This is a genomic window from Salicibibacter cibi (assembly GCF_016495865.1).
Lineage (GTDB): Bacteria > Bacillota > Bacilli > Bacillales > Marinococcaceae > Salicibibacter > Salicibibacter cibi.
On the sequence record NZ_CP054706.1, the window covers coordinates 3142922 to 3158955 of the forward strand.

The following is a 16034-nucleotide window of genomic DNA, read 5'->3' on the forward strand; positions in this document are numbered from 1 at the left end:
AAAGTTTGATTTATACTTTCTTACCTGCCAAATAACGGCAGCCCTTTGTGTTAGGGCTGCCTGCTTTTGTTCACGATTCTTCTTCAAAACCGGGATCCGTAACGAAAATAACGACTCGACGGTTTTCCTGCATAGTTTCGAGTGAATCATTCGCTTCAACAGGTTGTGTATCCCCGAAGCCCGTGGCCACAAAACGGGAACTGTCAAGATCACCCTCTTCAATAAAATAGCGAATTACACTCGTTGCCCGCGCGCTTGATAATTCCCAATTGGAAGGGTACCGATAGGTCTCAATCGGTCTGTTATCCGTATGGCCTTCCACCTCTACAGAATAGGGTAATTCTTCCAAAAGCGTGACCGTTTCATCCAAAAAAGGTTCAGCTTCTTCCAAAATGTACGCTTCTCCGGTATCAAACAACAGCCGGTCTTGCAAGACAAGCTTTACTCCCCGATCTTCACGGGTGGCCGTAATCATATCTTCAAGTTCATTATTTTCTATGTAGCTACTTGCCTCTTCCAAAAGGGAATCCAGTTCATCATCCTCTGTCTCTCCTTGGCTGTCGCCATACATTTGATCATCATCCGAACCGGTTGCTTCCGGTTCTTCGGCTACGATGGATGACGCCTCGTCAAATATGTCCTGTCCCTGAAAGGAATCCACCAAATCTTGAAACCGCTGCGCATCAACGATCGAAATGGAGAATAACATAATAAAAAATACCAACATGATAATCATCATATCCGAGAAGGTCGTGAGCCACTGCTTTTGATTCACCCGTGTTTTTGTTGTTCTTCTAAACTTCATGGGCGAGTACCCCGGATTCTCCTACGTCATACTCCGGCTTTTTTTCTTCACGTATGAATGCTCGCAGTTTCTCTTCTAAAATATGCGGATTCTGGCCCGATTGAATACCTATGATCCCTTCGATCATAACTTGATTAACGAAAACTTCCGTTTCCGTTTTATTTTCCAGCTTGCTCGCCATCGGATTGAAAAATAAGTTCGCTAAAATCGCACCATATAATGTGGTCAACATCGCAAGGGCCATACTTGGTCCGAGAGTAGCTGGATCATCCAGATCATTGAGCATAATGACAAGGGCAACGAGTGTGCCGATCATCCCCCAAGCAGGTGCGAAATCCCCTGCCCGTTCAATGATCCGGCGGCCCCTTTTATGGCGCTCTTCCATCGAAACGACCTCAGCCATCATTATATCTTGGATCATTTCCGGCTCGATTCCGTCTACAGCCAGACGAACACCTTTTTTAATAAAAGGGTCTTCCACATCGTCATCCAGTTGCGACTCCAATGCCAATAAGCCTTCTTTTCTGGCTTTTTTTGCCAACATGACGAAGGTGTCGTTCAGTTCCCGCAAATCGTATTTCCGGTGTCGAAATGCTTCTTTTACGATAGCTGGCAATTTCCTTAATTCCGGGGCTGAAAAATTCACAAACAATGCAGCGGAAACTCCACCAAAAACAATGAATACAGAAGCAAGCTGCATAAATAATATAACGACGTCCATGCCTGAATTAAAGTAAATCGCCAGCCCAATAACGACCAGCCCCAATATTAAACCTATCGGTGTGAACAGATCTAATTTTTTCAACACCAGCGCCTCCTGTATTCGATTTTATATAAGGGCACCCGCGTTATTCTTTGATCTTTTCTTGATGGATTGTCGTATTCCGATATTCAATTTGATGTGGAAGAACGACGTTTTGCTCTTCGATCATTTCATTATCCATGAATTTCGTTAACAATCGCATGGAAACAGCACCGATATCATACATCGGCTGCACAACCGTCGTGAGCGTAGGGCGAACCATCGTCGCCAGTCTTGTGTTATCAAATCCGACCACTTCAACATCATCCGGAATCCGCAGGCCGCGATCCTGCAATCCGTGAATTACGCCGAGCGCCATTTCATCCGTCGCTGAAAAGATCGCTGTAGGCTTGTTCTCAAGCGTTATAAAGTCCTGTACGGATTCGATGGCCGAGTCATACGTATAATCGCACACCGAAATTAATGATTCATCAAACGGGACATTATTTTCAGTGAGCGCTTGCTTGTACCCTTTAAATTTTTGATAACCGTTGACAGGATCTTCCAGCGTCCCTGTGACCATGCCAATACGTGTGTGCCCTTTTTTTACTAAATAATCTACCGCGTCGAATGCAGCTTGCGCGTAATCAATATTCACCGATGGAAACTCCGCATTTTCATGGTACGTCGCAGCCAACACAATCGGAATCGAAGAACTTCTCATATGCTCGACATGTTCTTCTGTAATTTCCCCGCCCATGAATAAAATTCCGTCCACCTGCTTCTCCATTAATGTGTTGAGCAAATGAATTTCCTTATTTTTATTCTTATCGGAGTTACTTAAAATAATATTATACTTATACATCGTCGCAATATCTTCAATGCCGCGCGCAAGTTCCGAGAAGAAAATACTTGAAATATCGGGAATGATCACGCCGACGGTTGTCGTTTTTTTGCTGGCCAATCCCCGGGCAACAGCATTCGGCCGGTAATCTAACTTCTCAATTGCGTTCAAAACCTTTTTTCTTGTCGCCGGTTTCACATTGGGATTCCCATTAACAACTCTGGAAACTGTAGCCATTGAAACCTTTGCTTCATCAGCGACGTCATAGATCGTGGCACTCATTGGAATAATCCTCCTTGTATATCCTTTCATTGTTTTCAATGGATATTATCATCATACGATAACTAAAGGAGGTCCGCAATTCTTCTCTGTCATTCATATCGACAGTTTAGATATAATGTTTAATATTTCTTGGTAAACATCAATACGAACCTATCGTTTTCATTATTTCCGTTCCTCTCGCCTCACAAACCTGCAAAATAGAATGAAGAGCCACCGAAACACGATGGTCTCTACCAAATCGTACGTTGTAGAAATTGACATTTCTTTTGTTTCCTTATATAAATGGAGGAGAGAATCGAGGTGACTACGATGAATCAATTCGCTTTGTTAACGTTTTTTAATCCTGTTATTACCCTTTTGTTAGGGTTTATCATCAGTAATATTTTCGGCCGAAAGAAAATTCAATGGATCATCGGAATAGCTGTTGCTGTCTTGTTTTTCTTTTTGGTTGTGATGATTAACGACTTGAACTTATCCACCGGGCAAACATGGGCATACTTCGCTCTTTATGTCATAACGATGGTGATCGGGACGGTTGTGGCCATCACAACTCGAAAATACCGTTACAAATCGGATGCATGATAGAAAACATGGAAAACCGGCATCTTCTCGTGATTAAAACTGGATGCCGGTTTTTCCAATTCATATTATATTTTTGCCGTTGCTCCCACCCCATCTTTAAGCAATTGGGCATCGCGTAAAGTGTCGATGAAGTGGTTGAACTGTTCAATGTCCATTTGTTGGGCAGAATCCGAAAGGGCTACGGCCGGATCCGGATGAACCTCCGCCATTACAGCATCTGCGCCAATGGCGAGCGCTGCTTTAGCCGCCGGCAATAATAAATCCCTTCTCCCTGTTGAATGCGTAACATCCGCAAGCACAGGCAAATGTGTTTCCTGTTTTAAAATAGGGATGGCTGAAATATCAAGGGTATTACGCGTAGCCGTTTCATAAGTGCGTATGCCCCGTTCACAAAGCATGAGATTCGTATTTCCCCTCGACATCACATACTCTGCCGCTTGCATAAATTCAGAAATGGTTGCCGACAATCCTCGCTTCAACAGCACGGGTTTATTTGTAGAGCCTACTTCTTTCAGCAGTTCAAAGTTTTGCATGTTACGCGCACCGATTTGGATCACATCAAGGTAATCGAGCGCCGTCTCTACATCTCCGGGGGTTACGATTTCGCTGATCACTGCCATGTCAAAGCGCTCGCCGGCTTTTTTCAAAATCTTTAAGCCTTCCAAACCCAACCCTTGGAAATCATAAGGGGATGACCGAGGCTTATAGGCACCACCGCGCAACAAGTTCACGCCGCGTTCTTTTAATGCTTCCGCTACCGTGAAGACCTGTTCTTCGCTTTCCACCGAACATGGCCCCGCGATTATGCGTTGGATGCCATCGCCGATTGGTTCGTTTTTAACCGACACGACCGTATTATCCGGGTGTTTTTTGCGAGAGACGAGCAATGCTTTTTGCTCATCTTCACCCATGAGCTCTAAACTCGCTTTGAATATTTGTTTAAAAAGATGTTGCAACGTGCTTGTTTTAAACGGTCCTTCATTTTCTGCCGCGATTAAATCGAGCATTTTACGTTCCCGAACAGGGTCAAAGCGCTTTGTCCCCGACTTGCTTTTTACCCCGCCAATTTTTTGTACGATTTCTGCGCGTTCGTTAATTAACTTTAATATTTCCATGTTTTTATCATCCAAAGAAGCGCGCAGTTGCTCCAATTCCTCGTTGCTCACCGAAAATCCACTCCTCTTCGCTTCCCACTGTATGGTTTTAAAAGCCATTATAACTTATTATCTGCAGGATGTCACGATGTTTTTCTTTATTTCTTAAACGCTTTTAAGTGTTAAAGTATTATTTCCCTTTAAAACAGCTACCTTTATCACTTCTAATCTTAAAAAACTTGGCTTTTCACCAAGTTTTTATGGCAAAAGCTTTCGCCAACTTATGCAAAAAACCCTCGGCGTCGCGAGGGTTACTGGCTTTACAATATCGTTTTTTCAAGGGTTTGTTCCGTGATGTCACTATGGGATGTGTGCCATTTTGCTTCATTGGCAGTTAGCAGCAACGCTTGCGGTGATTCATGCTTAATCGCCCAATACGTAGCTACATATTCCGATAAGGGCGGGCTTCTTGAACATTTAAATAATACACCGGCACCTCAGGGTGCTCCGTGGCAAATGCTTTAAATTCATCAAAAGCATTGGAACTTATAGGACAAGTTGTACTATTTTTAAATAACAAAATCTCTCTGTTTTCCTCAATAGCATCAAACAATTGTTTTTGTTCGCTGATTTTTTTCACACTCTTCCCTCCCATAAAGATGAATGAGTTTACGAACGGTCCCCGTCTTCTTTTTTCAAGTCTTCAGCCTCTTTTTTCACCGAGTCTCCAATGTTTTCTCCTGCAGATTCCACCTCATTGGACAGGTCATCTGCGAGCTCTTCCGCCGATTTTTGCGCATCATTGATATCACTTTTAATTTGTCCGGCAGCATCTTTAATACGGCCAACGACTTGGTTTGATTGGTCCGAGACGGTTTTGGCCACATTTTGCGTTTTGTCAATCGCGGAACTTGCAAAATCACTGCCTTTTTCATAGGCAGTATTCGTGATTTCATACGTTTTATCTTTCGCGGTTACGGCCCCTTCGCTGATGTCTCCTCTTAGTTCCTTCCCGGATTTTGGCGCAAGCAGCAGTGCTGTCGTTGCTCCTACAATTCCTCCGATAAATGTTCCTATTAATAAATCTTTCGTATTCATGTCTCCCATTTTAATTCCTCCTGTAAGTAATCATTTAAGAGTTGTTCTCTTTGTTTCTGCGGTTTTTCCACTTGTCGTAGAGGTCAATGCATGCACTCCCCCATTGAACCACTTGCGCTACCTGTTCTGCATTACGATCCGTTTCTTGTGAGACGGTTCGTGACATATGTTGAATGGACTCTGAAACTTGCTCGGTTGTTTTGCCAAGATCTTCAGCCGTTGCAAACAACCCCTCCAATGATTCTGATTTCGATTCAAAATCTTCCGCCAGACGGTTTGTCGTTTTGACGAGATCTTCAGTCTCAGACGTAATCCCTTGCAGTTGTTTTTCTACAGCGTCAGCTGTATTACCCAACTGTTTCACCACCCCCTGTGCCGACTTAAGTGTTTGTATAATATAAATAATAAGGACTACGATCGCAACGGCAACAACCGCAACACTTATATACACAATCGTCATGCAAGCATTCACCTCCTCCTAAGTTGTTCCTACCTTTCCCTTGAACGAGTGATTTCAAACGCCTTGTCCAATTATATGGAGTGACAGATCCTCCTGTCACACCCCCCTCGTGAAAAAAAGATCATGCTTTGGATGAAGAAAATTCTTCGTATGCGCTTTGGTACTTTTGAATATCGCCTGCTCCCATAAACAGTAACACACTATCATTATGGTTTGCGAGCATATCGACATCGGTCATTTGCATTAATTGAGCCTCGGGAATTAAGTTCAATAAATCTTCAATCGTCGTTTGCCCTCGCTCTTCTCTCGTAGAGCCGAAAATATCGCACAAATAGACAACATCGGCCAGTCTCAACACATCCGCAAATTCCTGAATAAATGTAACGGTTCTCGTAAATGTGTGCGGCTGAAATACAGCTACGATTTCACGATCCGGAAATTTCGATCTGGCTGCTTCAATGGTCGCTTTAATCTCCGTCGGGTGATGTGCATAATCATCGATAAGCAACTGTGAACCCCATTTTTTCTCGGTGAAGCGCCTTTTTACCCCGGGGAAGTCCGCCAAACGTTTTTTCATTGTTTCAGTCGGCATCTCTTCGTAATGACAGAGCGCGATGACCGCGAGCGCATTTAAGACGTTATGGTCGCCATGGCCGGGAATCGTGAACGTTTCGAAATAATCCCCTCTGATCATCACATCAAAATTCGTGCCGCCTTCCTCGCTTTGAATATTCTTTGCCGTGAAATCATGGTTGCCATCGATGCCGTAATAAACGATGGGTACCGGGGCATTGAGGGTTTGTAAATACTCATCATCTCCACAGGCAATGATGGCTTTGTTTACTTGAGCGGCCATCTCATCAAAAGCATCGACGACATCATTAATGTCTTGAAAGTAATCGGGGTGATCATAATCAATGTTTGTTATGATCGCGTAATCCGGGCGATAGTTAAGAAAATGCCGTCGGTATTCACATGCTTCAAAAACGAAAAATGAACTGTTTTTCTCACCTTTTCCAGTGCCATCACCGATCAGATAGGACGTCGGTCGGTAAGAACCAAGCACATGGGAAAGCAAGCCCGTCGTTGATGTTTTCCCATGCGTTCCGGTAACGGCAATGGAAGTGAACCGAGAGGCCAACTCACCCAAAAAAGTCGGATAAGCTTTAACGGATAGACCTTGTGTATTTGCTTCCGCGATTTCTTCATTATCGTCATTGTAAGCCGCCGAAGCTACGATGGTATGTTCACGGTTTACATTTTGCTTGTGGAACGCGTATATCGGAATGCCTCGCTTTTCTAAAGGGTTTTGTGTGAAGAAAAATTTATCTACATCGGATCCTTGCACGGTCTCATCCATATCATGAAGAACTTGAGCCAACGCACTCATTCCCGATCCTTTTATGCCAATCAAGTGGTAACTAGTCATACCCGGGGACCTCCAAATCTGAATTGCCCTTCACAAGCTTGTTTCCGGGGCAACTGCCATGTATCTATTTAAGTGATTGCTGAACAACTTGCAGCTATCAGCTGAAGCCGGGATGCCGCTTCCATGGCTTCGCTTTCCGCGGACGAACGGTCAAGCCTCCTCGCGCAAAACCGGCGCTGCGGGGGCTTGACGCGTCCGTTTTTCCGCTGGAGGCTCGCCATTGCAGCACCGTCCCTCCGTACGTTGCCAGAAGCGCAAGGGTTTTTTGTTTATAGATGGATTTCCTTGCATCCAGCTTTGACAACAGCAACGGAAAATGCTTATGTGCCAGTCTTTTTCCGTTATTCAGCAACCCCTATTTAACTGCACGTTTTTTTATCCAGGTGCTAACGCCGACGTTGCCACTGGAGGTGGCGAACTTAAGCCAGCGTCCCTTAAAATCCTCAGAGGAAAAGCCCCTCTGATGGAAGCTTCACTTTATTATACCAAAAACGATAGAGAGAACAAAGTGTATCAACACCCACGTCTAGAACGTTTTGTTCCTTTCCCTTCATGCAGTTCAATGTTCTTACTCATTCTCCCGTTTCCCCAAGGGGTGTAACCTTTCCATTCACATGCTTACGCTATGGTATGCGAAAAACCAAAAATAGAGATTGTCTTACAATGATTCATTTATCCCGGTGGCAAGCGCTAAGCTTGCCGCTCACGAATAATCGATCCGCTCCAATTTGGGATTTTCCCGAAGTTTTCGGCCCGCCTTCGCTTCATGATGGCCATTCAAAATCACATTATCTCCCGTAAAGCCAATTGTCTTCTCCAATAGACTGCTACCAACGCCGTATGAATCCACAGGCACATTTTCATCTTCATACGCCTGGATTCTTTCGGCGGTGAAGCCACCGCTAACGGTAATTTTGACATCATGAAAACCTTCCGCATCCAGAGCTTTCCGCAACGCAAAGATTAAAGGCGCGTTCACTCCGGTTGGATCAAAGTCTCCCATCTCATGCGAATTTCTAAAAAAGTATTGGTCAACCATACTGCCTGATGTATCCACCCGCACAGAATCAAGCATGTCTGTGAATTCACGGGCAACTCGCAATGAATCCATGATCACATCATTGTTATAATCCACAAGCGCCATTAAACGATCATTGGGATACATATCCCGATACGCATAGCTGGCAGCCACAAGGTCGCCATGGAACATTTGAATGAGGGCGTGGGGCATCGTCCCCATCCCTTCCCTCCCCCACCATTCATTCATGGCATGGGTGGATTGGGCTTGCGATCCCCCAATAAACGCTGCGTACCCATCGCCGGCCTGTTGGGTGAAATGATCATCGCGATCCCCCATAAAAATAACCGGCTTTTGCTTACCTGAACTACGGGCCGCCTTGACGACTTCATACACATTGGTAGCAACGGAAGTACGGCGCGCAAAAATACCATCAATGACCCCTTCTAAATAGCCAAAATGTTGATAGGGCCCCGTAATCGTCAGTACCGTTTCATAAGGTTCGATTTTGTCGCCGTCTTGCAATGAGCGAATCTCCAATTCTTCCGGATGATCGGCAAACGTCTGCACGAGCGCGATTACCTCATCTGTCCCACATAATACAGCATGCTTCTTTTGAAAAAATTGCATGGTCACAATATCGTCGGGTTTATGTTTCTTTATAATTTCTTTCGTTTTTAAAAAATAAACGGCAGAAAACCAACCTTCGCCGACACGTCTATCAAATTTAAATGTGTTGTTTGTGAGGCGTTTCAACTTCCCTTGTAATTTTAAATCGATTTCTTTCATGTCCGGCTCCTCGCACATTTATCTTATTACAGTTATCTTATTAGATCGTGCGCTTTTTCACAAGTGAAGCGTCAATGATCATTTTTTAATAGATCGGCAAGTTGCTCGTCATCCACGAGTACGTCACGAGGTTTCGTTCCGGCCGCTGCGGAAACAATGCCTTTTGTCTCCATCATGTCCATCAGACGGGCAGCGCGGTTATAGCCAATGTGAAATTGCCGCTGAATAAGCGATGTAGACGCGCTCCCCTGCTGGATAACGAAATGCGAAGCATCTTCCAATAAATCATCATCGTCAGAACGTGATTCATGCTTCACAACATCATTTTTTGTAAACAAATACGCTGGCGTTCGTTGCTGACGCAAATAAGCTGCGACTTCATCGATTTCTTGATCCGACACAAACGTGCCTTGCAAGCGGACAAGCTTCGAAGCTCCATTTTCGCTTAACAGCATATCCCCTTTTCCGATTAAACGCTCTGCTCCTCCCGTGTCCAATATCGTCCTGGAGTCTACCGCAGAGGAAACCGCAAAAGCAATGCGCGTCGGAATATTGGCTTTGATTAAACCAGTAATGACGTCTACGGATGGGCGCTGTGTAGCCACGAGTAGGTGAATCCCACAAGCTCTTGCTTTTTGGGCAATGCGGCTGATCGACGTCTCTACATCTTGGGGTGCGACCATCATAAGATCAGCCAACTCGTCAATAACGATCACGAGATAAGAAAGCTTCTCATCTGCTTTTTGATTATACCCTTTAATGTCCCTAACTCCTGCCTCCGCGAATAGTTGGTAACGTCTCTCCATTTCCGCTACGCTCCATTTCAACGTCATCGTTGCTTCTTTCGGATCAGTAACGACCGGTGCGGCAAGATGCGGAATATCTTTGTAAAAGGCAAGCTCAACGACTTTTGGATCGATAAGCAACAGCTTTACTTCTTCAGGGTCTGCCTTGTATAACAAGCTGATGAGAATCGAGTTAATGCAGACACTTTTCCCTGAACCTGTAGCGCCCGCGATCAATCCATGAGGCATGCTGTTCAGATCCATTATAATGGGACGACCGGTGATATCAAGCCCCAATGCGACTGCAAGCGGGCTTTTATGACTTCGAAACGCTTCTTTTTCGAATAACTCGCGTAAAGCGACCGGTTCGCGATTTTCCTTAGGGACCTCAATTCCGATGGCGTTTTTTCCGGGTATCGGCGCTTCCATCCGCAAGTCCGTAGCCGCCATCGCCAATTTTAAATCGTCACTGAGATTCGTTACTTTGCTTACTTTCACACCCGGAGCCGGCTGTACTTCAAAGCGAACAATCGAAGGGCCTTCCGTAACATTAGTTACTGCCGCCTTCACCTGAAATTGGTGTAAGGTTGCTTCCAGTTGCTCTCGTTGTCCCTGTAGCTTCATTTCATCCACACCGGATGCCTGCTTTGGCGGTGTTAATAGCGTGAGTGGAGGCGAGTCATAGCCTTGATTGGTAACTGCCGGTTTTGCGGGAGGATTGCTTTCTTTTTTCTCTCCTTTCCTTTTCTCATAATGATAACGGTCCACCGGTGTCATAATGACATTGCTGACATCTCCCGACGGTTTCGTCGTTTTTCGGTTTGTCGTTTTCGTTTGCTTAGCCGAACGGTTTGGCACTTCTTGTTTGCGCCGTTCTTTGGACGGTTCGGAAACATCGTTTGAAATGCTCGGGCTAGGCGTTGGGGATTTGTCTGACCGTTGTTTCGACCGTTCGGATACTCCCCGCAAGTTCAAGTCATGTTCAACCGACGGGAAATGTTTAGCTGTTTCCTTCTCCTTTTTATCGTCGTCGATCCTTGAATCATCATTCTCTGACGGCTGAGGGCTTGCCTGTTCTGTCGCCGTAATTTCCGCTTCTCCCGTTACTGTCTCCTGTTTTGGCAAAGCGTCTCGCATTTTTGGCTGCTTTTGATAGCCGTGCACGGGAGAGGGAATGTGCGTCAATGCAAAATTCGTATTTGTGAAGTATTCTTTCTTTTTATCCTTTTGGTCCGGTTCCGAAGTGTTGTTTCTCGGCTTAGCACTCACGGTTTCCCGCGGCTTATGAGATTGACGGCGTGCGGGCGGCTCTTCTACATCTATTGGAAATCGAAAATTCCCTCCTTTTGGATATCTATGTACGACCTTAGCGCCTGGCGCCCGTCCAGCACTTACCGTGTGCCGTTGTTGTTTCTTTTTTCTATATTGAACCTGTTCTTCTCGGTCATCATCTGATTGCTCGCCGAAAAAGTAACGGTTGAGCTTTTCGAGGATATTGCTCCACTTGCTGGACATCAGCAATCACCCATTCCATTTTTTTGGACCTTGCCTTTCCATTGTACAGAAGCTTGCAACAAACACCAAGGTTGCGCAAGAAATTCTTTATTCAAGAAAAAAACCACAGGAATCTATCCCATGGCTTTTGTCTTGAATGTAGTTGCTTTTATTCTTTTGGTTTTTTTCGTGCCAAGATAAATATCGGTTCAATCTTTCCTTCCTCATAAATGAATGGGAGTGCCGTGATTGGCATTCGTCCTTCGCCGAAAAATTTAAACGTCATTTGTGCGAGCACATCGTATCCTTGTTCATTTTGAATATCGGCGAGAATAAAAACATCCTGATGAGGAACGGCAAGGGCTAGTTCTCCGTTAATACTCTCGGCCATCTCTTTCACCCAAGCGTCATTTAATATCCTGCTTGCATCATATCCGTCATTCGTATTCACGAAATAAAAGCGATTCCCGGCAACATCATCCGCCCTGGTCGGAATGGAAAGAGAGCGAATGTTAAAACGGGCCGCTTCTTTCATTTTTTGCTCACTCATGCCCTCACGGTCCAACATTTTCCGGTCGATCAACGCATACGTCTTCCCTTGGTCCAGGGCATAATAAATTCGTGTCTCAGCAGTATGGGCTTCCACAATTAATTCCTTTCCATCTTCCGTCTCGGTAGGAAAAGATGTGGAGCGAATCACCGGGTAGATCATTTGCTCGCTGCCTGACAATGATTTTTGTTTTTTCATGGCTGCAAATGTTTCTTGAATGTAAGCGGCCGTTTCTTGAAATCCTTCCTCCCCTTTATTTTCAAATTTCGTTTCCAAACGAGGGAGGTCAAGCGTCAATCCTGTTCCAAATTCTTCATGCTCGATGCGCACTTGTCGGGATTCTTCGTCCACATCTATTTTGTGCTCTGAAAACTCCTGTTCGATGCGTTGCAACACTTTGGATTTTTTTTCCATCGGTTATGTCTCCTTACACATTCGTTTTTCACGTTTACCCTCGGGACAAATAGCGATCAAGAAAAGCTGTAACTTCTTCCTCGCTTTTCCGGTTTTTATCCGCAAAACGATCGATTTCTTTTCCGTTTTTAAAACCTACGAAGCTCGGAATTCCGAAAATATCATAATCCTGGCATACATCCAACAGTTGTTCCCGATCTGCATGGACAAATTCCACTTCCGGATAATCCGCTTCAATACTCGGGAGAGCCGGTTCAATCACGCGGCAATCGGGACACCAGTCGGCACTAAACATGACGACGACCCTTTCGCTCTGTATTGCTTCTTTAAACGCTTCTTTCGTTTCTACATTTTCCATTGTGACACGTCCTCCTTTTTATTCTTCATCCTTGGTCAATGGTCATATCCCCATCTTTAATACGGCCGCTTTTTCTTAGTCCCCGATCGATTACATACGTCAGCACACCAGGCAGCACAATGTGAAACACCAGTATAAGAATAAAGACTTGCATGGTAAAGCCCATCGTTGAAAAGGTCATGATCTGGCCGACAAAGCCGCTTGTGCCCATTCCGGCACCTTCCGCATTGCTCTCCATATTGAAAAAGATAACCGCGATAGGTGCAAGCATCATGCCGGCGAGCGTTGGAGGAACGACAATCCATGGGTTTCGCACCATGTTGGGCACTTGCAACATCGATGTCCCGATGCCAAGCGATACAAGCCCTCCCCACCGATTCTCGCGGAAACTGCTTACGGCAAAACCCACCATCTGTGCACAGCAACCGACCGTCGCGGCTCCGGCTGCCAATCCATCAAGCCCTAACATGATCGCGATCGCCGCACTGGAAATCGGGAACGTGAGTGCCAGTCCCATCAAGGCGGAAACCAAGATGCTCATCGTCAGAGGTTCTTGTTCAGTTGCCCAGTTAATCACGGATCCAAAAGCTTCCAATCCGTTTCCGATCGCCGGACCAACCGTTGATGCCAATACAAAACCTGTAGCTATCGTAACAAAAGGCGTTAAAAGAATGTCAAATCGCGTTTCTTTTGAAATTAATTTTCCACATTCCACAGAAATTAAAACCGCGATAAACGCCCCTGCCGGTCCACCCAACTCTTCTCCGGCAGCCCCGCTTGCAACCGCCGAAAACATAACGAGGGGCGGCGCTTTAAGCGCATAAGCAACAGCAACGCCAATCGCCGGTCCCAAGAGGCTCATGGCAAGGCTACCCATGTCTGCAAGAAAGCCGCCGATAAATAGATGGGCGGGGATTTGCTCACCGGCCGTTTGTATAATCAGACCAACAATCAGCGACGAAAACAGTCCTAACGCCATGTAGCTTAACGCTGTTATCAGGTATGTACGCCATGACAGTTCGATCCCTTTCTTCTTCAGAAAAACACGCATCGTGATTATGCTCCTTTTAAATGGCTATGTTTGCTTTATAAAAAATGAGAAGCTACACTTAAATGAGGTCAAACTTAATTTTAAGGCAAATCCATTTTTAAAAGGGGTGTGTGTGCATTTATGGAACTTAATGTTTACTTAGCCGGACAAATTCATGACGACTGGAGAGATACGGTCAAACAAAAAGCAACGGAGAAAGATCTTCCCGTCCGTTTTTTCGAACCGATGACCAACCATGATCGATCCGACAATATTGGCGAAGAGATTCTCGGCGAGCAACCAAATGCCATTTTTAAAGACGAAGCTGCTTCCGCGTTTAATAACTTGCGAACCAACGTGCTCATGCAAAAAGCCGATGTCGTGCTGGCCTTATTCGGGGACCAATACAAACAATGGAATGCAGCCATGGACGTGGGAACGGCAACTGCATTAAACAAACCGCTTATATTGGTTCGCCCTGAATCGCTCCATCACCCATCCAAAGAAATGGCTAACCAAGCGCAAGTTGTCGTCAATGATCTCGACCAGGCCATCGAAGCGCTCGCTTATATTTTTTAGAAAACCCTATGCGATAAGGCTGCCAATCATACTTTTGCGCAAAAGTATGATTGGCATTTTTGTGGCCATGACTGATGGCGACCTTTGCTCGGCATTGGCGCATGCCCATTTATTATGCCTGTGAATAAATGCTCTCTACCGTAGTGCGATCGGTTTTACGCACAAGTGATGTCATTAGTTCTTTTGCCGCAGCGTAATCGTCCACATGCAAAATCGATGCGCCGGTATGAATATAACGGGCGCAAACACCGACGACCGCGGAAGGTACTCCGTCCCCTGATGTATGAACCCTGCCCGCGTCCGTACCTCCGGGAGAGACAAAATATTGATAAGGAATATCTCCGCTTTCGGCAGTGTCAAGCACAAAGTCACGCATGCCTCGATGGGTAATCATCGTCCCGTCATAAATGCGTAGCAACGCCCCTTTTCCAATTTGCCCGAATTCTCCTTTTTGAACGGTAGTATCGTTCGCCGGGCTCGCGTCCACGGCGAAGAAAATATCCGGTTGAATCATGTTTGCCGCCGTTTGCGCCCCGCGCAAGCCCACTTCTTCTTGCACAGTGGCACCTGAATACAACGTATTCGGAAGCTCCTCGTTTTCCACTTCTTTGAGCAATTCAATCGATAGCCCGACACCATAGCGGTTATCCCAAGCTTTTGCCATTATTTTTTTCTCATTCGCCATCGGCGTAAAAGAACAAATGGGCACAATCGGAGCACCCGGGCGAACGCCGAGCCGTTCTGCGTCCTCATGATCGTCGGCGCCGATGTCAATGTACATTTTGTCCATCGCCATCGGCTTCTTCCGAACTTGCTCACTAAGAAGGTGCGGAGGTGTTGAGCCGATAACCCCGGGGATCGGTCCATTGTCTGTTATTACTGTCACTTGTTGGGCGAGCAGCACCTGACTCCACCAGCCCCCGAGCGGTTGAAATTTAATCAATCCTTTTTTATTCACCGATGTAACCATAAACCCGACCTCATCCATGTGTCCGGCAACCATCACTTTCGGATCTCCCGGCTGTCCATTTTTAACACCGAAAACACTGCCTAATTTATCTTGAACAATTTCATCTGCATATTGGCCAAGCGCTTTTTTTACGTAAGCCCGCACCTGATGTTCATGCCCCGGAGGTCCCGGCATTTCCGTCAACGTGCGAAACATATCTTTCGTTTGTTTGTCCATATGTTTTTCCCTCCCTGCAAATACCACGGTTAAATACTACATTATCACTAACCTGACAATTGGACAATTGATGCATATCCGCTATACTGGGGATAGCGATTTATAATTAAGAGGCTTATCACAAAGCTATACGGAACGGAGTGAATAGGATGAAAATCACAGATTTGCTAATCGGCACTGCTGTCGGTTTTGCTGCAGGCTATGCAGTAAAAGAAGCCTGCGCCCAAAAAGACGTCTCTCCCGAAAAAGCACTCAAACAGGTGAAATCAAATGTACAGCCCCGCATCCCCGTGAATGGTTCCTGGATTCACATGAACCCGGAACACTATGAAAAAAACCACGTCGACTACGACGTTTATCGTGGCGGAATCTCCAGCAATGAAGACGGCCAAACGAAACAAATGGATTTCGTAGTGGACGCAAAAACAGGCACAATTCTGGAATTGGGCACGCAGTGAATAGAAAAGACGGGGCGCATGGCGTCCCGTCTTTTCT

At 45.5% G+C, this 16034-nt stretch carries 17 protein-coding genes and 1 pseudogene; 3 read left to right on the forward strand and 15 right to left on the reverse strand.

Features of this window, described 5'->3' with window-relative positions; translation table 11 throughout:
* Window positions 1–70: 70 nt before the first annotated feature.
* Genes motS through ccpA form a run of 3 tightly spaced genes read right to left on the reverse strand, consistent with a single transcriptional unit; the run spans window position 71 to window position 2673 of the window.
* Window positions 71–805: a flagellar motor protein MotS gene (gene motS / locus HUG20_RS15570; RefSeq protein ID WP_200085608.1), complete on the reverse strand. Its 735-nt coding sequence runs from the start codon at window positions 803–805 to the stop codon at window positions 71–73.
* A complete protein-coding gene (gene motP / locus HUG20_RS15575; protein WP_200085609.1) occupies window positions 795–1610 on the reverse strand; it encodes a flagellar motor protein MotP in 816 nt (271 codons plus the stop codon). Before motP ends, motS begins: the two co-directional genes overlap by 11 nt.
* Before the next feature lie 43 nt (window positions 1611–1653).
* A complete protein-coding gene (ccpA, locus tag HUG20_RS15580; protein WP_200085610.1) occupies window positions 1654–2673 on the reverse strand; it encodes a catabolite control protein A in 1020 nt (339 codons plus the stop codon).
* A 300-nt stretch (window positions 2674–2973) separates the two neighbouring features.
* On the opposite strand from ccpA, the gene HUG20_RS15585 reads away from it, so the two are divergent.
* Complete coding sequence (locus HUG20_RS15585; RefSeq protein ID WP_200085611.1) at window positions 2974–3255, forward strand: hypothetical protein; 282 nt, start codon at window positions 2974–2976, stop codon at window positions 3253–3255.
* Window positions 3256–3320: 65 nt separating this feature from the next.
* On the opposite strand, the gene HUG20_RS15590 is transcribed toward HUG20_RS15585, so the two are convergent.
* The 11 genes and pseudogenes from HUG20_RS15590 to HUG20_RS15640 form a co-directional block, all read right to left on the reverse strand.
* Window positions 3321–4421, reverse strand: a complete 1101-nt coding sequence (locus HUG20_RS15590) for a bifunctional 3-deoxy-7-phosphoheptulonate synthase/chorismate mutase (RefSeq protein WP_200085612.1) — start codon at window positions 4419–4421, stop codon at window positions 3321–3323.
* Window positions 4422–4669: 248 nt separating this feature from the next.
* Window positions 4670–5004, reverse strand: a pseudogene (gene ytxJ / locus HUG20_RS20020) (bacillithiol system redox-active protein YtxJ).
* Between the two features lie 14 nt (window positions 5005–5018).
* Window positions 5019–5456, reverse strand: coding sequence for a YtxH domain-containing protein (locus tag HUG20_RS15600; RefSeq protein WP_200085613.1), 438 nt, complete (start codon window positions 5454–5456; stop codon window positions 5019–5021).
* A gap of 25 nt (window positions 5457–5481) precedes the next feature.
* Complete coding sequence (locus HUG20_RS15605; RefSeq protein ID WP_200085614.1) at window positions 5482–5907, reverse strand: DUF948 domain-containing protein; 426 nt, start codon at window positions 5905–5907, stop codon at window positions 5482–5484.
* A 121-nt stretch (window positions 5908–6028) separates the two neighbouring features.
* A complete protein-coding gene (gene murC, locus HUG20_RS15610) occupies window positions 6029–7336 on the reverse strand; it encodes a UDP-N-acetylmuramate--L-alanine ligase (protein ID WP_200085615.1) in 1308 nt (435 codons plus the stop codon).
* 97 nt (window positions 7337–7433) lie between these two features.
* On the reverse strand, window positions 7434–7688 hold the full coding sequence (locus HUG20_RS15615; RefSeq protein ID WP_200085616.1) for a hypothetical protein: 255 nt from the start codon (window positions 7686–7688) through the stop codon (window positions 7434–7436).
* Window positions 7689–8039: 351 nt separating this feature from the next.
* Window positions 8040–9143 (reverse strand): nicotinate phosphoribosyltransferase, encoded by a 1104-nt coding sequence (locus HUG20_RS15620; RefSeq protein ID WP_200085617.1) that lies wholly within the window; start codon window positions 9141–9143, stop codon window positions 8040–8042.
* Window positions 9144–9214: 71 nt separating this feature from the next.
* Window positions 9215–11443 (reverse strand): DNA translocase FtsK, encoded by a 2229-nt coding sequence (locus tag HUG20_RS15625; RefSeq protein ID WP_200085618.1) that lies wholly within the window; start codon window positions 11441–11443, stop codon window positions 9215–9217.
* 148 nt (window positions 11444–11591) lie between these two features.
* Window positions 11592–12386 (reverse strand): DUF1444 family protein, encoded by a 795-nt coding sequence (locus HUG20_RS15630; RefSeq protein WP_200085619.1) that lies wholly within the window; start codon window positions 12384–12386, stop codon window positions 11592–11594.
* Window positions 12387–12420: 34 nt separating this feature from the next.
* Window positions 12421–12744 (reverse strand): thioredoxin family protein, encoded by a 324-nt coding sequence (locus HUG20_RS15635; protein ID WP_200085620.1) that lies wholly within the window; start codon window positions 12742–12744, stop codon window positions 12421–12423.
* A gap of 25 nt (window positions 12745–12769) precedes the next feature.
* Window positions 12770–13795 (reverse strand): PTS sugar transporter subunit IIC, encoded by a 1026-nt coding sequence (locus HUG20_RS15640; RefSeq protein WP_200085621.1) that lies wholly within the window; start codon window positions 13793–13795, stop codon window positions 12770–12772.
* 120 nt (window positions 13796–13915) lie between these two features.
* Between HUG20_RS15640 and HUG20_RS15645 the strand changes: the two genes are divergently transcribed.
* Entirely contained in the window at window positions 13916–14353 is a 438-nt protein-coding gene (locus tag HUG20_RS15645) for a YtoQ family protein (protein ID WP_200085622.1), read from the forward strand.
* 112 nt (window positions 14354–14465) lie between these two features.
* On the opposite strand, the gene HUG20_RS15650 is transcribed toward HUG20_RS15645, so the two are convergent.
* Window positions 14466–15539, reverse strand: a complete 1074-nt coding sequence (locus HUG20_RS15650) for a M42 family metallopeptidase (RefSeq protein ID WP_200085623.1) — start codon at window positions 15537–15539, stop codon at window positions 14466–14468.
* Between the two features lie 149 nt (window positions 15540–15688).
* Here HUG20_RS15650 and HUG20_RS15655 point away from each other — a divergent pair, with 149 nt between their 5' ends.
* Window positions 15689–15997, forward strand: a complete 309-nt coding sequence (locus HUG20_RS15655; RefSeq protein ID WP_200085624.1) for a PepSY domain-containing protein — start codon at window positions 15689–15691, stop codon at window positions 15995–15997.
* Window positions 15998–16034: the final 37 nt, after the last annotated feature.